Raw genomic sequence first — 20,126 nt, forward strand, 5'->3', positions numbered from 1 at the left:
TGAGCCTGACACAGCGACGTCGACGAGTGGGTCGGTGGCGGTTGCCGGCAGGGCGCAGCATGAGCGGCATGGAAGTCTTGCTGCTGCCGTTCCGGTGGATCTACCGGGCGTTGGTGTGGTTCGCGAACTCACCCCGCACGCTGATCACCTCGTACCTGCTGATGATCGTCGTGGCCGGGGTCATCTACGGGGAGGTCGAGCAGCGCAGCCCGGCGGACGCCGTCTGGTGGGCGGTGGTCACCGCCTCGACCGTCGGGTACGGCGACATCTCGCCGACGACCTGGGCGGGTCGTACGCTCGCCGCGCTGCTCATCTCGACAATGGTGCTGCTGGTCATCCCGCTGATCACCGCGCACTTCGCGAGCCGGCTCATCGTCGACGACGACGCGTTCGAGCACGAGGAGCAGGAGCAGCTCAAGGCCGACGTGCGCCGGATGCGGGCGCTGGTGGAGGAGTTGGCCGCCCGGCAGGGGATCGAGGTGCCGCCCCTGCCGCCGGTCCAGCCGGTCAGCGAGCCGGGCAGCGCAGGCCCTCCCGTGGCACGGTCAGGTCGATCAGGTAGGCGTCGACCGCGTCGGTGATGCAGGACGTCTGCGGGTACGCGGTGTGCCCCTCACCCTCCCAGGTGAGCACCCGACCGACGCCCAGCATGGAGGCGAGCCGGGGAGTCTGCTCGTACGGCGTCGCCGGGTCGCCTGTGGTGCCGACCACCACGATCGGCGGTGCGCCGTTCGCCTTCCCGGTCGGGTACGGGTCACGCCCGCCCGGCCACTCGACGCAACTCACCATGCCCACCGCGAGCGCCGGCCCGAACAGCGGATATTTCGTGCGCCACTGGGACTGCAACTGGCGGATCTGCTCCCGGCTCGGCTTCTCGGTCTCGTCAGCGCAGTTGATGGCCAGGTTGGCGTCGAACAGGTTCGAATAGTGCCCGTCGCTCTCCCGGCCGGCGTACGAGTCGGCGAGCCGGAACACGTCCTTCGGATCACCCTCGGCCAGTCGGTCGATCGCCCGGGCCAGCTCCTGCCAGCCAGACTCCGTGTACAGCGAGGAGATGACCGCGTAGAACACCCACCCGGCGGTGGCCTCCCGGCCGTCGGCGCCGCGTACCGGCGACACCTTGGCCTTGTCGATGGCCGAGGTGACCGCGGCGCGGGCGTCCGGGGCGATCGGGCAGCGGTCGGCGTTCGCCGCGCACCAGCGGGCGAAGTTGTCGAAGGCCCGCTCGAAGCCGCGGGCCTGACTCTCCGACCCGGCCACCAGCCGCTGCTGCGGGTCGACCGCGCCGTCGAGCACCAGCGCCCGCACCCGCTGCGGGTAGAGCTGCGCGTAGATGGCGCCGAGCAGGGTGCCGTACGAGTAACCCAGGTAGGTCAGCTTGTCGTCGCCGACGGCGGCGCGCACCGCGTCCATGTCGCGGGCCGCCTGCTCGCTGCCGTACAGCGGCAACTGATCGCCGTACCTGTCTCCGCAGCCACGCCCGATCCGCTGGCTCAGCCCGACGAAACCGTCGAACGCCGACTGGCTTGCCGGATCCGGGTCGTAGCCGAAACTGGCGTCCAGGTCGGCGTCGGAGATGCACTTCACCGGGCTGGACCGGGACACCCCGCGCGGGTCGAAGCCGACGATGTCGAAGCGTTCGGTGACCGAGGGGGGAAGCCCGCCGAACTGCGTGCCGAAGGAGAGGTAGACGGCGGTGTCGACGCCGGACCCGCCGGGGCCGCCCGGGTTCACCACCAGCGAGCCGATCCGGTCGCGCTGCTTCGTGGAGCGCGCGCGCAGCAGGGCGATCTCGAAGGTCTGCCCGGCGCCCGGACCGGCGGCCGCCCCGCCACCGGTGCCCCAGTCACGGGGAACCGCGATCCGGGTGCACTCGTACCGCATGTCCGGTGCGCCGCGCCCGACCAGCTCGTCGGCGACCTCCGGGCAGGCCCGCCAGGTCGGCGTGCTGCCCGTCGGCGCGGCCGCGCCCTCCACCTCGGTGCGCGGCGCGAACGCCGGCAGGGTGCAGCCGGCGGTGAGCAGAGCCGCGACGCCGAAGGCCACGAGAGTACGCCGGACACGATGTGCCAGGTCAACGGTGCGGGTCACGTGGCTGCCCGGTCCACGGTGGCCGCCGGATCGCCGCGCAGCACCTGGTCCACGTCGAAGCGGATCGGACGGTCGAGCTGGTCGTAACGGCAGGAGCGGGGATCGCGATCCGGTCGCCACCTGACGAACCGCGCGGTGTGCCGGAACCGCTCACCCTCCATCGCGTCGTAACCCACCTCGACCACCAGCTCGGGGCGCAGCGGCTCCCACTCCAGGTTCTTCGTACCGGTCCACCGGCTCACCCCACCCGGGATGCGCTGGCCGCGCTCGTGATCACCGTGCACCCACGGGTGCTCACCGCCGATGTCCCGGTAGGGGGCCAACTCGTCGAGCAGCTCGGCCCGGCGCGCCATGGTGAACGACGCGCTCACCCCCACATGGTGCAGGACCCCCGCGTCGTCGTACAGGCCGAGCAGGAGCGAGCCGACCACCGGACCGGACTTGTGCCAGCGGAAACCCGCCACCACCACGTCGGCGGTACGGGCGTGCTTGACCTTGAACATCAGCCGCTTGCCCGGCTCGTACGGCAGGTCGGCCGGCTTGACGATCAGCCCGTCCAGCCCGGCGCCCTCGAAGACGTCGAACCAGCGGCGGGCCGTCTCGGCGTCGGTGGTGACCTGGGTGACGTGCACCGGCGGCCGCACCCCTGCCAGCGCCTCGACCAGCCGTTCCCGGCGACGGGGATAGGGCTCGTCGAGCAACGACTCGTCACCGATGGCCAGCAGGTCGAACGCGACGAAATCCGCCGGAGTGGTCTCGGCCAGCAGCTTCACCCGGGACGCGGCCGGATGGATGCGCTGACCCAGCAGCTCGAAGTCCAGCCGCGGCTGGCCACCCGGGCCGTCCCGCCGGATCACGATCAGCTCACCGTCGACGGCGCACCGCTCGGGCAACTGTTGGCGGGCCTGCTCGACGACCTCGGGGAAGTAGCGGGTCATCGACTTGCCGCCGCGACTGGCCAGCTCGACCTCGTTGCCGTCGCGGAACACGATGCACCGGAACCCGTCCCACTTGGGCTCGTAGGTCACCCCGGGGGTGGTGGGTAGCTTGGCGACGCTCTTGGCCAACATCGGCTCGACCGGAGGGTTGATCGGCAGGTCCACGGCGACCAGTCAATCAGACGGCACCGACAGCCGTGAGGCAGATCACCGGGGGTACGCGGGCGAGGTGTCCTGCGCCGCGCCGCTCGTCCCCGCCGGGCGAATCAGATAACCGCAGGTCAGAGCTACTTTCGCGAGGTGTCCGAGTGGGTCTGTGACTGCTGCGGGCGGTGGCGGGTCAGCGTCGAGTTGATCCGGGGCCGCTACCGGTACCGGCTGACCCGCCGCTACCCGGAGCGGTTCGGCGGCGGCCGGAACGTGCTCGGCGAGGTCGGTTCGGTGCCCGAGCTTGAGGAACTGCTGCGCCGTCGTACCCCGCTGAGCCTCGCCGACCTGCGCGAAGCCGCCTGATACCGACCGCCCGGCACCCGGCCGTCACGATCTCCCCGGTTGTCTCGTCGTCCTCTCCGGCGGCGCCGGGTGGCACCGCCGGGGAGGGGACACGATGCGGTTCGAGGCCGGTACGGAGATCGACGCCACCCCCGAGGAGGTCTGGGCGGTGCTCACCGACGTGCGGCGCTGGCCGGAGTGGACGGCCTCGGTGAGTCGGGCGGAGCGGGGCGAGTCGGGGCCGCTGACCGTCGGTGCGACCGCCCGACTGACCCAGCCCCGGCTGCGGCCGGCGGTGTGGCGGGTCACCGAGCTGACCGAGGGACGGGAGTTCACCTGGGTCTCCGCGACCCCGGGGGTGCACACCCGGGGCGAGCACCGGCTGCTGCGGCTGCCCGACGGACGTACCCGGGTCGAGCTGGCAGTCGTCCAGACCGGACCGCTGGCGGGGCCGGTCGGCTGGCTGTACGGCGGGCTGCTGCGCCGCTATGTGCGCACCGAGGCCGACGGGCTCAGGCGTCGGTGCGAGCGGGGCTGACCGCCGGCTTCTCCAGCACGACAAGCGGGACGCCGTTCGGGTCCGGCCGGTGCGCCGTGATCCGGTAGCCGTGGCGCTCGTACAGCCGCAGGTTGGTCGCGCTGTCCGCACCGGTGAACAGGGTGAACCGGGCGACCCGGCCCGCGCAGGCGTCCTCGATCGCCGTGAGCAGTCGCGCCCCGACCCCCCGTCCCTGCTGGTCCGGTGCGACCGACAGTCGGCCGATCCGCGCGGTGTCCCCGTCCAGCTGGGCCCGCACCGATCCGACCAGCCGGTGACCCAGCCGGGCCGCGAGCACGATCGCCGGGCCGGTCAACGCCGCCACGACCTCGTCCAGGGTCTCGGTCAACGGCGGGAGGAACGGGTCGCGGTAGTGCTGCGCCTCGGTCAGGTAGGCGGCGCGTTGCACGGTGAGGATCTCGCCGGCGTCCGCGACGCCGGCCGGGACGATGCTCGCCTCGGTGCTCATCCGGGCAGCACACCACAGCCGTTCACCTCGTCGATGGGTGGCCCGCCCGCACCGGCCGTACCCTTGCGGGGTCCGACGACGGCGAGGGGGAGCGGTGGCCGAGCTGACCTACCCGGAGGTGGGGGAGACCCGGCACGGCCCGCTGCCCGGCGGATACCACCACCTGCGCCACCGGACCCCGCTGCCGGCCGGCTCCTTCGCGAGCGCGGCCGAGGCGGTGCTGAGCTGGCGGCTGCACCGCGCCGCCGGGGTCCGGATGCGCACCGACTCGCCGCGCGCCACCGCCGGCGTGCTGGTGACGGCCGGGCTCGGTGTCGGCCCGGCCCGCGTCTGGGACCCTGCCGGGTGGTCTGGAGCGAGGATTCGCCCACGCTCGCCGGCTTCGGCTACGGCACCCTGCCCGGACATCCGGAGCGGGGCGAGGAGGCGTTCGTGGTCGGCCGGGACGACACCGGCGCGGTCTGGTTCGAGGTACGCGCGTTCAGCCTCGCCGACCGCTGGTTCACCCGCGCCGCCGGCCCGGCCGTCCGGGCGGTGCAGCACGCGTACGCCTGGTGGCTCGGTCGCACCCTGCGCCGGCTCTGCGTCGAGCGCTGACCGCCGCAGCGCTCAGTACCTGGCGAAGGAACGGATCGGGGCGCGCGGCCCGTACTTCGGCGCCTGGATGCCGGCGGCCTCCAGCAGCAGGCACACCCGGCCCCGGTGACCCCGGAAGGGCTCCAGCAGGGCCAGCATCCGGGCGTCGTCGCCCCGGGGTTCGCCGGCCAGCGCCCAGGCCACCGTGTTCGGGATGTGGAAGTCGCCGACGCTCACCGCGTCCGGGTCGCCGTACGCGATCCGGACCACCTCGGCGGCCGTCCACGGCCCGATGCCGGCGATGGCGGTCAACCGGCGGGTCGCCTCGGTGGCGTCGGCGCAGCGCTCCAACCGGTCGGCGAGCGCGGCGGCGCGGCGCAACGTGTCCGCGCGCCGCTGCTCCACCCCGAACGGGTGGAACACCCAGTACGGGGTCGCCGCCACCGCCGCCGGTTCGGGCGGCAGCAGCAGCGGTTGCAGGGGGCTCGGCGCCGGTTCGCGGAAGTGCCGCACGGTCGCCGCGTACGCCCGGTAGGCCTCCTTGCCGGTGACCTTCTGCTCGAAGACCGCGCGCAGCAGCCGGGGGAAGACCTGCCCGGTCGCCGGCATCCGCAACCCCCGGTGCTCCCGGGCCAGCCGGGCGACCAGCGGATGTGCCGCCGCCAGCTCGGCGAAGCCGCTCTGGTCGTCGCGGAGCCCGGCGATCGCGTCGGCGCGGGCCAGGACGTGCTCGGCGCCCGGCCCGTAGCCCTCGGCCAGCAGCGTGCCGCCACCGGGCCGCAGGGCCAGGGTGGCCGGCCCGTCCGGGGTGCGGGTGGCCCACCAGAAGGTGCCGGCGGCGACGCGCGCGCACGGGTCGTACGGGCTGAAGGTGAGCGCGCGGACCGACGCCGCCAGCCGGTAGCCGGCCGGCGGGTGCAGCACCCGCGTCGCGGCGGGCCCGGTTCCGGTCACCCCGCCACTGTGCCAGGTGCCAGACGGGACGCCGGCACCGCCGTGGCGTCGGCATCCCGGGTACGACGATGGCCGGCCGCGCCCTCCCCGGCTGCGACCGACCACCGTGTCCCGCTGGCTCAGTACGAGTAGCCCGAGCCTCCGGCGTCGTTCGACCCGCTGTCCGCCGGCGGGGCGACCGCCTTCGGGGTGCCCTTGGGCAGGCAGCTCAGGTTCTTCTTGCCGTCCGGCTGCACCACGAACCAGGTGCCGCCGACGGCCTGGCCCTTCCACTGCCCGGGCTTCTTGTCACCGATGTAGCGGTACACCGGCCAGCCGCCGACGGTGAGCTGGCGGGTGCCGTCCTGCCGGGTCACGCTGCCGACCTTGTCGTCCGAGACGCCGGTGAGCTGCGGGTTGCCGTCGGTCAGCGCGGGGGGCCACACCTCGGCGCACTTGTCGACGCAGTTCGACGCCGGCGGGTCGGCGGTGTCCTTGTCGAAGCGGTACAGGATCCAACCGTCCTGGTCGGTGACGACCTTGCCCATCCGGGCGACGCTCTTGCCGATCAACTGCTCGGTCAGGTCGACGTTCGCGGGCGGCGCGTCGGCGACCGGCGCCTCCGGCGCCGCCGACGCCTCGGGTTCCGCCGATGCGGTGGGCTCGGCCGCGGCGACGGCGACCGGCTCAGCCGCGCCCGGGTTCGCCCCGTCGTAACCCGCGGGAGCGCAGGCCGTTAGTGCGACCATCGCGCTCGCGACGATGACGGTCCGCTTCATCTGTGCCACGTGCCCTCCTCATTCTTGGCAGTTCACCCATAGGTACGGGGGGAAGGCTGTCAAGGTTGAAAAAGCAACAGTGGTCAATTTCACTTTGATTGATTGAACCGATCGGGGCTGCCGCTCGTACGCCCCGGTACGGGACCTTTCCGGTGCCACGACAGATCAGCGCCGGCCATTGTCACAATGACCGGCGCCGACGTGTCGAAGCGACCTACATGGGGACCGTGACCAGGGGACTCGCCACCCCATTGGCGTCCACCGACTGCACCTGGATCTGCTTGATGTCGTTCGTCGGGGCCGCCGTGGAGGCACTCAACTCGAGACCCTGCGGCCTGGTGTTCGTGCCGTAGCCGCCCTCCGGCACCGACCACGTGGAAATCACCTCGGTGTCGGCGTTCTTGCGTACCACCACCAACCGGCAGGTACGCGGGCCGGGCAACTTGCGGAGACTGAAATTGATCCGGGTGCCGTAGTCCCGCTTCACCAGGAACATGGTCGTCTGCACACCTGTGGTCGGGTCGGTCGCGTCGACCTGGTCACCCTCCTCCTCGGTGCCGCCCACACCCGGGCCGCTCGGCGGCGCCGTCGGCACGCTCGTCGGCGGGTCGTTCACCGCCGCCGTCGCCGTCGGGTCGGCGAGCACCCCCGGCGCCTCGTCGCCTGCCACGCTGACGAACCCGTACCCGGTCAACCCGCCGAACACCACCACCGCCGCGGCGGTGGCGAGGAGCTGACGAAACCGGGTACGCCGACGGTCGGCGCGAACAGCGCCCAACGTCCGGTCCAGCAGCGCCGGATCCGTCGCGGTCTGCTCCAACGCCATCATCGTCTCGCCGTCGATGTCGGAGAGCAGCCCGACCACCGGCACCATGGTCTCCAACTCGGCCGCACACGCCCAGCAGGCGGCGAGATGCTCCTCGAACCGCTCGGTGTCCTGCTCGTCGAGCACGCCGAGCGCGTACGCGGCGACGTCCATGTGGTCTGGCCGGCTCATTCTGTCACCCCCCGCTCCTGCAGAGCCGTGCGCAGCGCGCGCAGCGCGTAGTAGACCCGCGACTTCGCGGTGCCGAGAGGAAGCCCCAACTCCTCGGCGGCCTCGGGGACAGTCCGTCCCCGGAAGTACGTCGCCACCAGGATCTCCCGGTGTGACTGACTCAGCGTACGCAGCGCGTCCGCCACCGTCATGGTGCGCAGCACCCGGTCCGTGCTGTCCGCCTCGGCGAACGCCGTCAGGTCCCGGTCGTACGTCTCCGGCGGGCGGGCCTCCTGGCTGCGGTGCTCGTCGATGGCGATCCGACGGGCCACCGTGACCAGCCACGGTCGCAACGAACCCTGCCCCTGCGCGCCGAGCCGGTGCGCGTTGCGCCAGGCCCGCAGCAGCGTCTCCTGCACGATGTCCTCCGCGCGCTGCCGGTCCCCCCCGGTGAGCCGCATGACGAACATCAGCAACGGACCGGCGTGCTCCGCGTAGAGCAGCCGGATCAACTGGTCGGAGTGGCTCGCCTCGGTTGACGTCGCCTGATGGCGCCCGGGCGCCGGTCGCGGCGTCACCGGACCATTCTGGCGAGCCGTCGCGCGGGCGTCGACCCCACGGGCAGACGAGGTCGGCCGTGACGAGGACCGCGCGGACATCCAGTCCGCACGTACCGCGTCGCCATGCCAACCGGCCGCCACCGCATGCATGCAGACCTCCGGGATGTCCGTGACCAACGCCGGCCCACGAGGTGGGCCGCCCGGTGGTACGCAGCACCGCCGCGAGCGGATCAACAAAGCGCGAAAAAACTTCTGCGCGACGGTCAGCGGCGTACGGAGAAAAGGCCCGGCGGCGGCGGATCCGAACCGGTGGCGTCCGCGTCCCGCACCACCGCCGCGCCACCGACGAAACGGTCCAGCTCGTCACCTGCGACCACCCGCCCGGGGAACCAGTCGCCGGCCGCCCGCCGGGTCAACTCCGGCACCGGAGGCGTCGTACGCCCCGCCACCAGCACCAGGTTGCCGTACCGGCGGCCCCGCAGCACCGCCGCGTCCCCGATCAGGCAGGCCCGCGGCAGCACCGAACGGACAGTGGCGACCTGCCCCCGGGCGTGCCGCAGTGGCGGACCGTCGGCCAGGTTCGCCAGGTACCAGCCCGCCGGGCGCAGCACCCGGGCCACCTCCGTCGCGTACTCCACAGAGGTGAGGTGCGCCGGGGTGCGGGCACCGGCGAAGACGTCGGCTACCACCACGTCGTAACTGGCGTCCCGGGTGGCGGCCAGCACGGCACGGGCGTCCTCGACCCGCACGCGCAGCCGCGTGTCCGTCGGCCAGGGCAACGCCCGCCGGACCAGCTCCACCAGCGCGCCGTCCACCTCGGACACCCGCTGGGTGGAGCCGGGCCGGGTCGCCGACACGTACCTGGGCAGGGTCAACGCGCCGCCGCCGAGATGCAGCACCCGCAACGGCTCACCCGGCGGCGCGAGCAGATCCACCGCGGCGGCCAGCCGCCTGACGTACTCGAACTCCAGGTGGGTGGGATCGGTCAGGTCGACGTGCGACTGCGGCGCGCCGTCCAACAGCAACGTCCACGAGCCGGCCCGGTCCGGTGACGGCACCAACTCGGCCAGCCCGGTGTCCACCTGCTCGACCACCCGGTCACCCGCCCGCTTACGGCCCACGACGACAGGCGTCCCTGCTCAACGGGCCGCGGCGCGCGACGCGGTGGTCAACGCGCGGTGCAGCAGCCGGGAATCACCGAGCAGGGCGCGGAGCCGGCGCTCCAGCCCGGCGATCGGAATCAGATTCTGCGGAGCCCGGGGATCCTTGTACGGCGTCGAGGCGAACCGGGGCAGTGTGACGAGCGACAGGTCGGCAAGCTCGATCGCCGCCTCGACCGGCAGGTCGGCCGAACACTCCACCCGCACGATGCCCGCCCACGGCGCTCCCACGGCCACCGGCAGCCGCACGTACCACGACCAGCCGCCCCAGGCGGTGCCCAGCCGGAACACAGGCGACCGCTCACCCGACGCCAGCGCGGTCACCACTGCCGTCAGCCGGGCATCAAGGTACTGGCTGTGCTGGGTCTTGATGTAGCCGAGTGTGCGCGGCAACTGCCGCCGACTGCGCAACGGGCCGTCCACCACCAGCAGGTCACCGTCGACGCGGGCCGCGTCCGACACCGCCACCTCCAGTGCGGTCAGCGGGCCCTGCACGGCGGCCGGCAACTTCGCCAGCTCACCGGTGCCGCCCACCCGGTGCACCGGGTAACGGATCGCGCCCGCCACCACGTCCTGCGCCGACGGGCTCGCCGTGAACAACCCCCGCCCGACGCGGGTACCCGCCAACTGGGCCGCACCCGCCCCCAGGTCGCAGCGGACCACGCCCGCCGCGTACGAGGCGGCCAACCCGGGGAACGACCCGCCGTCGTCCTCGGCCGTCCAGATGCTCGCGTCGATCCGGCGGACCCCGTCGACCATCAGCACCACGTCGGGCGCCCGCACTCCGGGGCGTACCCCGATCGCCCGCCACTCCGCGGCGGGCAGCTCCACGTCCGCGTCGACCTGCGCGCTGCTCGGCGCGGCCGGCCCGGCGGCGGACGCCTCGAACGACGCCCCGTACGCCGGATCCCAGGAGTCGACGAAGAACGCCGCGTCGCTCACCGGCCCGTCCGCTCGACCCGCGCGGACCGGGCGTCCTTGCGCACCTCGAAGCGCACCGGGATGCGTTCGGCCAGCGCCGACACGTGGGTGACCACGCCGACCATCCGGTCACCCCGGGCGGCCAGGTTCTCCAGGGTGGCCGCCACCGTGTCCAGTGTGGCGGCGTCCAGGGTGCCGAAACCCTCGTCCAGGACGATCGACTCCAGGCTCGCCGCGGTTGTCGACATGCCTGCCAGCTGCTCGGAGAGCGCCAGCGCCAACGCCAGCGACGCCTGGAACGTCTCACCACCGGAGAGGGTGCGCACGCCCCGCCGCAGCCCCGCGTCGTGGTGGTCGACCACGAAGAACTCGCCCTTGTCGTGCACCAGCTCGTACTGCCCGGCGGACAGCTCCCGCAGGATCCCCGACGCCCCGTCGACAAGCAGGTCCAACGCCTCGGCCAGCAGCCACCGTTCGAAGTTGTTGGCGCGCAGGTGCCCGGCGAGGGCGCGGGCGACCTGCGCCTCCCGCTCGTGGCCGACGCGCTGCTCGCGCAGCGTCCCGGCCTGCTCGCGGCGCTCCCGCAGCCGGCGGCGGTCCGCCTCGGCCCGCTCCACCGCCACCGTCGCGGCGTGCACCGGGTCATCGCCGACCGGCACGTCGGCAGTGGCGAAGCGGTAGGCGATCTGCCGCTGTACCGCGTCGGCCGCCGCCTCGGCCTCGGCGACAGCAGTCGCCCGGCCCGCCCGGTCGGCGCGGCGCCGGTCCGCCTCGGCCGCCGCCCAACCGGTCAACGCCGCCCAGGCGGTGGCCACGTCGCCCCGGTCCGTCGCGGGTGGACCGAACCGGGCCAACCCGTCCCGGGTGGTGTCGAAGCCCCGCCACGCCGCCCGCAGCCGCTCCTCGGCGGCGTCCACCCCGGCCCGGGCCCGACGGGCGGTGTCCCGCCCGGCGCGTACCGCGGCTGCCGCCTCCTCCAACGCGCGCCGCAGCCGGGCGTGCTCGGCCAACTCCCGGCGCAGCACCGCCGGCTCGGCCGCGCCGGCGAGCTGCCCGGCCAACTCGGCCAGCCGGGCGTCCACCTGCTCCTGCCGGGCGCGGGCCTGCACCAGCAGCCGCTCCAGGTCCCGTGCCGCCGCGTCGCGCTGCTGCACCGCCGCCTGCGCTGCCTTGGTGGCGGCCCGCGCCGCCTTGCCGGCCGCCGTCGCCGCGGCCACCGCCGAATCGGCGGGCACCGCCGGCACCCGCGCCACCGGCTGCTCGCACACCGGGCAGGGCGCACCCTGGTGCAGGTGCACCCGCAGGCTCACCGCCAGGTCGGTGGCTTTCGCCTCCTCGTGCGCCCGGAAGGCCGCCTCCAACTCGGCGTCGGCCCGCTCGGCGTCCGCGCGGGCAGCCGCCAGCGCGGCCACCGCCTCGGCGTGCTCCTCGTCCGCCGCGCGCACCGCCGCGCGGACCGTCTCGGCCTCGCCGGTCAGCCGGTCCCGATCGTCGTACGCCCGCAGCAGCAGTCGCAGCGCGCTCTCGTCGCCGGCGCTCGCCAGCTCGCCCCGCAGCTTCTCCTCGCGCTCCTCGGCCAGGGACACGGCGGTGGCCGCCGCCTCGGCCTCGGTCCGTGCCGTCGTCACCGCGAGCGCCACCTCGGCCACGCCGCCCGGCGCGAACACGTCGGAGAGCACCGCCAGCTCGTCGTCGAGTGCGGTGAGCGCCGCCGCGGCCTCCCGTGCGGCGGACCGGGCCGCCGCCAGGAGCGGCACCGCCTCGGTCACCGCGGCGGACAACTCGACCATCCGGTCGACCCGGGCGTCCGCCTCGGCCAGCGCCTCGTCGTCCACATCGGACAGCCCGGCGAGCACCTGGTCGACCGCCTCGAGGCGCGCCTCCGCCTGCGCCGCGCGCGCCGTCGCCCGCTTCTGCACGTCCTCGTAGACGCCCAGGCCGAGCAGGTTGACCAGGATCTGCTGCCGGGTCGCCGGCTTGGCGTGCAGGAAATCGGCGAACTGCCCCTGCGGCAGCACCACACAGCTGGTGAACTGCTCGTACGGCAGCCCCACCGCCTCCAGCACCGCCTGCTCCATCTCGGCGGGGGTGCCGGCCACCACCTCACCGAGATCGTCCGGGCTCAACCCGGTGTCCAGTTTGGTCACGTCGAAACCGGCAGGCATCAGCTGCAACCCGGCGTTCGCCGTCTTCACGTTGCCCCGGCCGTCCCGGCGGACCACCCGGGTCGCCACGTACCGGGCGCCGCCGGACTCGAAGACGAGCCGCACCCGGGCCTCGGCCGCCGACGGCGCGAGCGCGTTCGCCAACCCCCTGGCGCCACCCCAGCGGGGCACCGTGCCGTAGAGGGCGAAACAGATGGCGTCCAACACCGTGGACTTGCCCGAACCCGTCGGGCCGATCAGGGCGAAGAAGTCGGCGTCGGTGAAGTCGACAGTGGTCTCGTCCCGGAAGACAGTGAACCCGGCCATGTCCAGCCGCATCGGACGCATCAGTGATCGACCTCCTCGAAGAGCTCGTCGAAGAGTTCCCGGACACCCTCGTCGGCGTGGCCCCGGCTGTCCAGGTAGTCGGCGAACAGCTCCCGCGGCGACCGCCCGGACCGCTGCGCGATGCGCGTGCCACTGCCCGACGCGGCCACCAGTTCCGGGTCGATCCGGATCTCCAGCGCCCGGGGCAGCAGCTCCTGGACCTCCTCGCGCAGGCCGGCGCGCGGCTGTTCCCGCACGAACACCCGCAGCCAGGCGTCCGGCGCCTCGATCTCGGCGAGCTGGGCCACTGTGCCCCGCACCGTCCGCAGCGCACTCGCCGCGGTCACCGGCACCTCCCGTACCCGCGCGGCGGTGCTGGCCGTCACCTCGACGATCGTCACCGACGGGACGTTCTCCTGCTCGCCGAAGTCGACAGCGAGCGGGCTGCCGCTGTAGCGCACCGGGCACGGGCCCTCGACGCGCTGCGCCCGGTGCAGGTGACCCAGCGCCACGTAGTGCGCGGTCGCCGGGAAGACCGTGGCCGGCACGGCGTAACCGAGCACCGTGTGCGCGTCGCGCTCACCGCCGCCGGTGGCCGCGCCGGTCACCGTCAGGTGCGCGGTGACCAGGTGCACCCGGTCCGGTTCGGTGAAACCCTCGGTGAGTCGCCCCAGCACCCGACCCAGGTGGTCGGCGTACGTCTGGTTGGTCTCGGCGGCGGTCAGCTCGTACATCTCCAGCGCGCGGATCGCGTACCGCTGGGACAGGAACGGCAGCGCGGCCAACCGCCACCGCTCCCCGTCGGCGGTGGTGCCGTCGATGACGTGCTCGTCGGGGTTTTCCCGCACCCCGCCGCGCAGGGTGATGCCCGCGGCGTCGGCCCACGGGCGCAGCGCGTCGAGCGCCGGGCCGTTGTCGTGGTTGCCGCCGATCGCCACCACGTCCGCGCCGGTACGCCGCAACGCGGTCAACGCCCGGGTGACCAGACGTGTCGCCTCCGAGGTGGGCGCGGCGGTGTCGTAGAGGTCACCGGCGACGATCACCAGGTCCGGCTGCTCGGCGCGGGCGATGTCGATCACCCCGGCCAGTACGGCCTTGTGTTCCTCGGCCCGGGACTGCCCCTTGAGCACCTTTCCCACGTGCCAGTCGGAGGTGTGCAGGATCTTCATGGCTGTTCCGGTGCCTCTGCCTAGAACGGGATGTCGTCGTCGGTGCCGCCGCCGGAGCCCACCACGGCGAACGGGTCGGCGGACTGGGTGATCGAACGCAGCGTCTCCGATGGTGCCCGGCCCGCCTCGGAAACCCGGGTCGCCCACGCCGGGAACGGGAACTCCAGGCAGAGCGGCACCGGGATGTCCGGCTGGTTGACGAACATGGTGCCCGGCTTGGCCAGCAGCGCCCGCTGCCGCTGCGCGGGCGGCAGGAAACCGTACTCCGGTCGGGACGCCTCGGCCGGGTCGAGCCGGCCGACCACCCGGATCGCCGAGTTGGTGACGATGCGGCGTTCCACCTCGCTCGCCGTCTGCTGCGCGCCGATCAGGATCACGCCCAGCGAGCGGCCCCGCTCGGCGATGTCGAGCAGGACCTCCTTGATGGGGGAGGAGCCCTCCCGGGGGGCGTACTTGTTGAGTTCGTCGAGGACGACGAAGAGCAGCGGCTTGGCGGTGCCGGACTTCTCCTTGCGCTCGAACTCGCTCTTGAGCGTCACACCGACCACGAACCGCTGCGCTCGGTCCGGCAGGTTGTGCAGGTCGACGACTGTCACCTGCGCCGACTCGCTGGTGTTGATCGAGTGCGGGCGGCGGGTGGCCAGGTCGCCACGGATCAGCCGGGCCAGGTCCTTCTTACTGCCGATCAACCGCCTGGCGAACGCGTTGACGGTGCCCAGACCCACCGCGCTGCCCGCCCAGTCCGAGCGGGTCTCGTCGTCGTTGAGCTGATCGACGATGTGGTCGACCAGGTCGCCGTACGAGCCGAGCCGCACCCCGTCGATGCTCACTCCGCCGTCGGCCGGCTGGGCGTACCGGGCCAGGTGGGCGGTGACCGAGTGGACCACCATCGTGTACTGCTGGCGTTCGTCGTCGGCGTCGGCGAACACGTACGGCAGGAGGCGGTCGGCGCAGAACTCGGCGAGCGTCCAGTAGAAGCTGTCGACGCCGGTGAGCCGGCTGCTCACGTCGGGAGTGCCCGACGAGTCGCCGGGGCGCGGAGGGGCGTACACCCGCACGTCGGGGAACGCTCCGGCGCTCAACCCGAGCTTCGCGTACGCCGCGCGGGTGGGCTCGTCCAGGCGGGTGTTGGGGTGGTCGAGGAACAGCAGGTCCTCACCCTTGACGTTGAAGATCAGCGCCTTGGCGTTCACCGCGTCGCCGCCCAGCACCCCGGAGCGGAACACCGAGTAGAGCAGGAACGTGGCGAAGCTGGTCTTGGTGGCCACCCCGGAGATGCCGGAGATCGACACGTGCGCGCCCCGGCTGCCGTCGAGGAAGTCGGCGTTGAGGTAGACGGGCACCCCGTCGCGGCCCATGCCCATCGGGATGCGCCGCTCCATCCGGTCGAAGTGCAGCGCGCGTGCGCGGGCGTCGCCCTCGGCCCGGTGCACCACCGCGCCAGGGGTCGGCGGCACGTACAACTCCGGGTCGACACGCGTGGTGGTGATCTCGGCTGCCTCCTGCACCTGCGCGGGCAGCGTGCCGTCGGCGATGGCGAACACGTCCGAGTCGAACTGCGCGCCCTCGTGGCGGGCGCGGACCTGGGTGACCACCCCGGCGATCGTCACCGGCTCCCGCTCGGGCAGCTCCCGTCGGGTGACCACCACGTCGTCGAGCTGGAGGTAGCTGCCGGGCGCCACGGCCGTCCAGAACTGCAACGGGGTCGCGTCGGCGGTGCCCAGCACCCGCCCGACCGCCTCGCCAGGGCTGTCGAGGTCGGGGTCGGTCATCGGGCGACCCGGGTCGCTCGGGCATCACAGTCGGCGCGCATGACGTGCATCCTGCCCGAGGAGTACGACAGGTCGCCACGCGACGCGGCGGACGACACCAGGCGGCGTCACACTCACGACGCTCAGTGTGTGAACGGGTGACGGCGCGTCACGGGCGGGCGTGGCGGAGCATGAGGACGCCGTCGTCGGCGGCGAGCACGTGCCGCAGCGGCAGGTGCCGGGGCGGTGCCGCGTCGCCGGCGGTGATCCGGCCCGGGCCGGGGCCGGCGAGCAGCGGCGAGACGGTCAGGCACAGCTCGTCGACCAGGTCGGCGGCGGTGAGCGCGCCGAGCAGGTGCGGGCCACCCTCGCAGAGCAGTTGGGTCAGCCCGCGACCGTGCAGCTCGGTGAGGCCTGCGGCCAGGTCGACCCGCCCGGTGCCGCAGCGCAGCAGGTCGGCGACGTCGGTAAGCCCGGGCGGCGGGTCGGCGTCGGCGTGGGTGAGCACGATCGGGCGGACCGGCGCGTCGGCGAAGGCCGCCTGCGCCGGGTCCAGGTCGAGCGAGCCGGAGACGACCACGAGCGTCGGGTACGCGGCGAGCCCGTGTTCGCGGCGCCAGGCGCGACGGCGCTCGTCGAGCCGGACCGCTCGGTACCCCTCGTGGCGCAGCGTGCCGGCGGCCACGACGAGGGCGTCGCAGGCCATCCGCAGCAGCCCGAACACCCGCTTGTCCGGCTCGCCGGAGAGCCCGGCGGAGTAGCCGTCGACGGTGACCGCGCCGTCCAGGCTGGAGACGAAGTTGACCCGCAGCCGGGGGCGGCCCGCGCGGGCGTACAGGCTGGTCAGCGTGGCGTCGTCGAGCGGCTCGGTCGACGGCTCGGGCCAGAGCCGTCGAATCGGGATTCCGACCGTCATTCGCCGGCCGGACCGGTGACGGGAGGGGTCGGCTGGGCGGTACGGTGCTGGCAGTCGCACCAGTTCCGGCCCGGGCAGTCACCGTGTCGCCGGGCCCGGCACGCTCGGCAGATCATGCTGGCAGCCTAAGCCGCGGGAGGACAGGACAGCATGCCGCGTCAGATCTTCCAGCTGAAGATGTCCCTCGCCGGTGTCCGTCCGCCGGTGTGGCGGCGGGTGCTCGTGCCGGCCGGTTACACGCTGGACCGGCTGCACCGGGTGGTGCAGCACGCCATGGGCTGGCACGACTGTCACCTGCACTCGTTCGAGATCGGCGCCGTGCAGTACGGCGAACCCGATCCGGACGGCGAGTTGGCGCTCGACGACGAGCTGGACGTCCGGCTGGACGCGGTGCTCGGCAAGGGGAGCCGCTTCTCCTACACGTACGACTTCGGTGACTGGTGGGAGCACGACCTGGTCGTCGAGGACGCGCTGACCGCGGACCCGGACGAGCGGTACCCGGTCTGCCTGGACGGTGAGCGGGCCTGCCCGCCGGAGGGGATCGGCGGGCCGGCGGGCCACCAGGCGCTGCTTGTCGCGCTCGACGATCCCGATGTCCTGGCCGATCCGCGGTACGCCCTGCTGCGTGACTGGGCGGGTGCCGGCTACGACCCGTCCCGCTTCGACCCCGGCCGTACGACCACGTTGCTGCGCCGCTTCTGCTGAGCCGGCTCGGCCGGTTCCACCAGGCAGCGCTCGCCCAGGGCATAAGCCCGAAACAGGGCGGTAACGATCTGGGAACGCTCCCATTGGTCTATTGACACCCCGGGGGTGCCCCGGCAATCTCATGGGAGCGCTCCCGGGGGGAGTGGCGGACATCTCCTTCACGGCTCCCCCCACGACGCCCCGGCCACCGGCAGGGCGACAGCAGGGGCGTTGCAGCATCCCCCGCCACACACGACACCAAGCCTCACCACTTGAGAGGGGTCAGGATGAGCGTCACCTCACGCCGCCGCTTTGCGGCGGTCGCGCTCGCGTCCGTCGCCGTGCTCGCCGCGGCGACCGCCTGCGGCGACAGCGACTCGTCGTCCGGATCGGACGGCGGCAAGGTCACTCTGGTCGTCGACGTCTTCGGCGACCAGGGCTTCGGGTACGAGGAGCTCTACAAGCAGTACCAGTCGGAGCACCCGAACGTCACCATCCAGGAGCGCGGCAAGGGCCTGGGCCTGGGCGACTACAACACCCGGCTGACGCAGCAGATCACCGCCGGCGCGGGCGCCGGCGACGTCGTAGCCCTCGAAGAGGGCACGATCGTGCAGTTCTTCGCGCAGGCCGACAAGTTCGTGAACCTGGCCGACCACGGCGCCAACGACCTGAAGAGCAACTTCCTGCCCTGGAAGTGGGAGGGTGGCCTCACGCCGGACGGCAAGGTGCTCGGCCTCGGCACCGACGTCGGCGGCATGGCCGTCTGCTACCGCAGCGACCTGTTCAAGGCCGCCGGCCTGCCGACCGACCGCGAGCAGGTGGGCGCGCTCTGGCCGACCTGGGAGGAGTTCATCGCCCAGGGGCAGAAGTTCACCGCCGCCGACAAGAAGCACAAGTTCGTCGACTCGGCCACGAACTTCTACAACATCGTGCTCATGCAGAAGGCCGGCGCGGGCACGGGCTACACCTACTTCGACAAGAGCAACAAGCTCACCGTCGGAGAGAACCCGGACGTGCGGGCCGCGTTCGAGCTGACCACCAAGATGACCGCCGCCGGTCTGTCGAACAACCTCAAGAGCTTCTCCAACGAGTGGAACGCCGGCTTCAAGAACGGCAGCTTCGCCACCATCGGCTGCCCGGCGTGGATGACCGGTGTCATCAAGGGCCAGGCCGGTGACGCGGCGGCCGGCAAGTGGGACGTGGCCAAGGCACCCGGCAACGGCGGCAACTGGGGCGGCTCCTGGCTGGCGGTGCCGAAGTCGAGCAAGCACCAGAAGGAGGCCGCGGAGCTGGCCAAGTTCCTGACCAGCGCCAAGAGCCAGACCGAGGCGTTCAAGAAGGTCGGTAACCTGCCCTCGTCGCCGCAGGCCCTCGAGGACCCGGCCGTGCTCGCCGCGACCAACGAGTACTTCAGCGGGGCGCCGATCGGCAAGATCTTCGCCGCCGGCGCGAAGGAGCTGAAGCCGGTCTACCTCGGCCCGAAGAACCAGGCGGTCCGCGACGCGGTGGAGAACGCGCTGCGCAGCGTCGAGCAGGGCAAGGCCGCCGACGCGGCCTGGCAGGACGCGGTGAAGAACGGCGAGGCAGCAGGCAAGTAACCGGCTGTCGACGCGCTCACGGGTGGTGCCGGACTCCGGCACCACCCGTGAACCCGCGTCGGAACGCCCTGCCGCGGCGCCCGCGACGGTGCCGCCAAGTGTGAAGGACCGTTCATGAGCTCTCTGAAGACCACCGCGCCGCCGGCCGCACCGCCCCGCGGGCCGCGGCCCGCCCCGCGGCACTCCTCGCAGCGTGGCCGGCTACTGAACCGGCTGGACCTGCGCCTGACCCCGTACGTCTTCGTGCTGCCGTTCTTCGTGCTCTTCGCGATCTTCGGCGTCTACCCGATCATCTACACGTTCTGGATCGCGATGACCGACAGGTCACCGCTGAACGCCACGATCAGCTTCGTCGGCGTGGACAACTTCGTCGAGCTGTTCACGAACGACCCGCAGTTCTGGAACGCCGTGGTGAACACCTTCGGGATGTTCCTCATGTCCACGATTCCGCAGCTGCTCATCGCCCTGCTGCTGGCCAACGCCCTGAACCGGCGTATCCGGGGGCAGATGTTCTTCCGGCTGGCCATCGCCATGCCGATCATCACCTCGACCGCCGTGGTGGCGCTCATCTTCTCGATGATCTACGCCCGCGAGTTCGGCCTGGTGAACTGGCTGCTCGACCTCGTCGGCCTCGGCCCCATCGACTGGCGGGCCAACCGGTTCGCGTCCTGGTTCGCCATCTCCACGATGGTCGACTGGCGGTGGGTGGGCTACAACGCCCTGATCTACCTCGCGGCGATGCAGTCGATCAGCAAGGACATGTACGAGGCCGCGGCCCTCGACGGCGCCTCCCGGCGCCGGCAGTTCTGGTCGATCACCATTCCCCAGCTGCGCCCCACCATCATCTTCACGCTGATCATCTCGACGATCGGCGGTCTGCAGCTCTTCACCGAGCCGCTCATGTTCACAAGTGGCTCGGGCGCACTCTCCGGTGGCTCGGAGGGGCAGTTCCAGACGATCACGATGTACCTGCTGGACGTGATGAACCAGCGGTTCCGCTGGGGGTACGCGGGCGCCGTCGCCCTGGTGCTCTTCGTGCTGATCGCATCCGTCTCACTGCTCAACTACCTGCTGGCCCGCCGAATCAGCTCCGACAAGTGAGGG

The 20,126-nt window shown here is 72.6% G+C and carries 20 protein-coding genes and 1 pseudogene; 8 read left to right on the forward strand and 13 right to left on the reverse strand.

Translation table 11 applies throughout. The features are described from left to right. Positions 1–68: 68 nt before the first annotated feature. Positions 69–581 (forward strand): potassium channel family protein, encoded by a 513-nt coding sequence (locus ACZ6N8_RS14255; protein WP_466010140.1) that lies wholly within the window; start codon positions 69–71, stop codon positions 579–581. Here the strand turns inward: ACZ6N8_RS14255 and ACZ6N8_RS14260 are convergent. Both ACZ6N8_RS14260 and ACZ6N8_RS14265 read right to left on the reverse strand, forming a co-directional pair. Further along, complete coding sequence (locus tag ACZ6N8_RS14260) at positions 508–2,073, reverse strand: alpha/beta hydrolase (protein WP_466010371.1); 1,566 nt, start codon at positions 2,071–2,073, stop codon at positions 508–510. The two genes, ACZ6N8_RS14255 and ACZ6N8_RS14260, sit on opposite strands and share 74 nt — an antisense overlap. A 14-nt stretch (positions 2,074–2,087) precedes the next feature. After that, on the reverse strand, positions 2,088–3,194 hold the full coding sequence (locus ACZ6N8_RS14265) for an ATP-dependent DNA ligase (protein WP_466010142.1): 1,107 nt from the start codon (positions 3,192–3,194) through the stop codon (positions 2,088–2,090). 135 nt (positions 3,195–3,329) lie between these two features. Here ACZ6N8_RS14265 and ACZ6N8_RS14270 point away from each other — a divergent pair, with 135 nt between their 5' ends. Both ACZ6N8_RS14270 and ACZ6N8_RS14275 read left to right on the forward strand, forming a co-directional pair. After that, positions 3,330–3,542, forward strand: a complete 213-nt coding sequence (locus ACZ6N8_RS14270) for a hypothetical protein (protein ID WP_099851492.1) — start codon at positions 3,330–3,332, stop codon at positions 3,540–3,542. 94 nt (positions 3,543–3,636) lie between these two features. Then, positions 3,637–4,059: an SRPBCC family protein gene (locus tag ACZ6N8_RS14275; protein WP_466010144.1), complete on the forward strand. Its 423-nt coding sequence runs from the start codon at positions 3,637–3,639 to the stop codon at positions 4,057–4,059. Here the strand turns inward: ACZ6N8_RS14275 and ACZ6N8_RS14280 are convergent. Next, the gene (locus ACZ6N8_RS14280; protein ID WP_466010145.1) at positions 4,034–4,528 is read right to left on the reverse strand and encodes a GNAT family N-acetyltransferase; all 495 of its coding nucleotides are present in this window, start codon (positions 4,526–4,528) and stop codon (positions 4,034–4,036) included. The genes ACZ6N8_RS14275 and ACZ6N8_RS14280 overlap by 26 nt on opposite strands. Here ACZ6N8_RS14280 and ACZ6N8_RS14285 point away from each other — a divergent pair. Then, positions 4,509–4,760, forward strand: a pseudogene (locus ACZ6N8_RS14285) (DUF1990 family protein); the annotation flags it as partial. The gene ACZ6N8_RS14280 and the pseudogene ACZ6N8_RS14285 sit on opposite strands and share 20 nt — an antisense overlap. 113 nt (positions 4,761–4,873) lie before the next feature. Continuing rightward, positions 4,874–5,125: a DUF1990 family protein gene (locus tag ACZ6N8_RS14290; protein ID WP_466010147.1), complete on the forward strand. Its 252-nt coding sequence runs from the start codon at positions 4,874–4,876 to the stop codon at positions 5,123–5,125. Between the two features lie 12 nt (positions 5,126–5,137). Here ACZ6N8_RS14290 and ACZ6N8_RS14295 read toward each other — a convergent pair whose 3' ends face one another. The 10 genes from ACZ6N8_RS14295 to ACZ6N8_RS14340 all read right to left on the reverse strand — a co-directional run bounded on the left by ACZ6N8_RS14295 (position 5,138) and on the right by ACZ6N8_RS14340 (position 16,740). After that, positions 5,138–6,058, reverse strand: a complete 921-nt coding sequence (locus ACZ6N8_RS14295) for a DNA-3-methyladenine glycosylase family protein (RefSeq protein ID WP_466010149.1) — start codon at positions 6,056–6,058, stop codon at positions 5,138–5,140. Between the two features lie 119 nt (positions 6,059–6,177). Continuing rightward, complete coding sequence (locus ACZ6N8_RS14300) at positions 6,178–6,825, reverse strand: hypothetical protein (protein ID WP_364374930.1); 648 nt, start codon at positions 6,823–6,825, stop codon at positions 6,178–6,180. Positions 6,826–7,030: 205 nt separating this feature from the next. After that, complete coding sequence (locus ACZ6N8_RS14305; RefSeq protein WP_466010151.1) at positions 7,031–7,813, reverse strand: anti-sigma factor family protein; 783 nt, start codon at positions 7,811–7,813, stop codon at positions 7,031–7,033. Then, positions 7,810–8,502, reverse strand: coding sequence for a sigma-70 family RNA polymerase sigma factor (locus ACZ6N8_RS14310; protein ID WP_139582135.1), 693 nt, complete (start codon positions 8,500–8,502; stop codon positions 7,810–7,812). The genes ACZ6N8_RS14305 and ACZ6N8_RS14310 overlap by 4 nt, the downstream gene beginning before the upstream one ends. A 113-nt stretch (positions 8,503–8,615) precedes the next feature. Beyond that, a complete protein-coding gene (locus tag ACZ6N8_RS14315; RefSeq protein WP_466010153.1) occupies positions 8,616–9,473 on the reverse strand; it encodes a spermidine synthase in 858 nt (285 codons plus the stop codon). A gap of 18 nt (positions 9,474–9,491) precedes the next feature. Next, on the reverse strand, positions 9,492–10,454 hold the full coding sequence (locus tag ACZ6N8_RS14320) for a hypothetical protein (RefSeq protein WP_387113180.1): 963 nt from the start codon (positions 10,452–10,454) through the stop codon (positions 9,492–9,494). After that, entirely contained in the window at positions 10,451–12,925 is a 2,475-nt protein-coding gene (locus ACZ6N8_RS14325) for an AAA family ATPase (RefSeq protein WP_466010155.1), read from the reverse strand. The genes ACZ6N8_RS14320 and ACZ6N8_RS14325 overlap by 4 nt, the downstream gene beginning before the upstream one ends. After that, positions 12,925–14,073, reverse strand: coding sequence for an exonuclease SbcCD subunit D (locus ACZ6N8_RS14330; protein ID WP_466010157.1), 1,149 nt, complete (start codon positions 14,071–14,073; stop codon positions 12,925–12,927). The genes ACZ6N8_RS14325 and ACZ6N8_RS14330 overlap by 1 nt, the downstream gene beginning before the upstream one ends. A 20-nt stretch (positions 14,074–14,093) precedes the next feature. Next, positions 14,094–15,845, reverse strand: a complete 1,752-nt coding sequence (locus ACZ6N8_RS14335) for an ATP-binding protein (RefSeq protein WP_364374911.1) — start codon at positions 15,843–15,845, stop codon at positions 14,094–14,096. 148 nt (positions 15,846–15,993) lie between these two features. Next, the gene (locus ACZ6N8_RS14340) at positions 15,994–16,740 is read right to left on the reverse strand and encodes a pyrimidine reductase family protein (RefSeq protein WP_466010158.1); all 747 of its coding nucleotides are present in this window, start codon (positions 16,738–16,740) and stop codon (positions 15,994–15,996) included. Between the two features lie 150 nt (positions 16,741–16,890). Between ACZ6N8_RS14340 and ACZ6N8_RS14345 the strand changes: the two genes are divergently transcribed. The 3 genes from ACZ6N8_RS14345 to ACZ6N8_RS14355 all read left to right on the forward strand — a co-directional run bounded on the left by ACZ6N8_RS14345 (position 16,891) and on the right by ACZ6N8_RS14355 (position 20,123). Beyond that, positions 16,891–17,445 carry a plasmid pRiA4b ORF-3 family protein gene (locus ACZ6N8_RS14345; protein WP_466010159.1) on the forward strand — a complete coding sequence of 185 codons (555 nt, stop codon included), beginning with the start codon at positions 16,891–16,893 and terminating at the stop codon, positions 17,443–17,445. Positions 17,446–17,711: 266 nt separating this feature from the next. Further along, complete coding sequence (locus ACZ6N8_RS14350) at positions 17,712–19,022, forward strand: ABC transporter substrate-binding protein (RefSeq protein WP_466010160.1); 1,311 nt, start codon at positions 17,712–17,714, stop codon at positions 19,020–19,022. Positions 19,023–19,136: 114 nt separating this feature from the next. After that, complete coding sequence (locus ACZ6N8_RS14355) at positions 19,137–20,123, forward strand: carbohydrate ABC transporter permease (protein ID WP_466010161.1); 987 nt, start codon at positions 19,137–19,139, stop codon at positions 20,121–20,123. The last annotated feature ends 3 nt before the right edge of the window (positions 20,124–20,126 follow it).

The organism is Micromonospora sp. NPDC047521 (assembly GCF_055587305.1).

Coding starts and splice junctions, on each gene's coding strand:
- ACZ6N8_RS14355 (WP_466010161.1), top strand. CDS start 19,137: ATGAGCTCTCTGAAGACCACCGCGCCGCCGGCCGCACCGCCCCGCGGG.
- ACZ6N8_RS14325 (WP_466010155.1), bottom strand. CDS start 12,925: ATGCGTCCGATGCGGCTGGACATGGCCGGGTTCACTGTCTTCCGGGAC.
- ACZ6N8_RS14255 (WP_466010140.1), top strand. CDS start 69: ATGGAAGTCTTGCTGCTGCCGTTCCGGTGGATCTACCGGGCGTTGGTG.
- ACZ6N8_RS14340 (WP_466010158.1), bottom strand. CDS start 16,740: ATGACGGTCGGAATCCCGATTCGACGGCTCTGGCCCGAGCCGTCGACC.
- ACZ6N8_RS14280 (WP_466010145.1), bottom strand. CDS start 4,528: ATGAGCACCGAGGCGAGCATCGTCCCGGCCGGCGTCGCGGACGCCGGC.
- ACZ6N8_RS14275 (WP_466010144.1), top strand. CDS start 3,637: ATGCGGTTCGAGGCCGGTACGGAGATCGACGCCACCCCCGAGGAGGTC.
- ACZ6N8_RS14330 (WP_466010157.1), bottom strand. CDS start 14,073: ATGAAGATCCTGCACACCTCCGACTGGCACGTGGGAAAGGTGCTCAAG.
- ACZ6N8_RS14305 (WP_466010151.1), bottom strand. CDS start 7,813: ATGAGCCGGCCAGACCACATGGACGTCGCCGCGTACGCGCTCGGCGTG.
- ACZ6N8_RS14310 (WP_139582135.1), bottom strand. CDS start 8,502: ATGCATGCGGTGGCGGCCGGTTGGCATGGCGACGCGGTACGTGCGGAC.
- ACZ6N8_RS14345 (WP_466010159.1), top strand. CDS start 16,891: ATGCCGCGTCAGATCTTCCAGCTGAAGATGTCCCTCGCCGGTGTCCGT.
- ACZ6N8_RS14335 (WP_364374911.1), bottom strand. CDS start 15,845: ATGACCGACCCCGACCTCGACAGCCCTGGCGAGGCGGTCGGGCGGGTG.
- ACZ6N8_RS14350 (WP_466010160.1), top strand. CDS start 17,712: ATGAGCGTCACCTCACGCCGCCGCTTTGCGGCGGTCGCGCTCGCGTCC.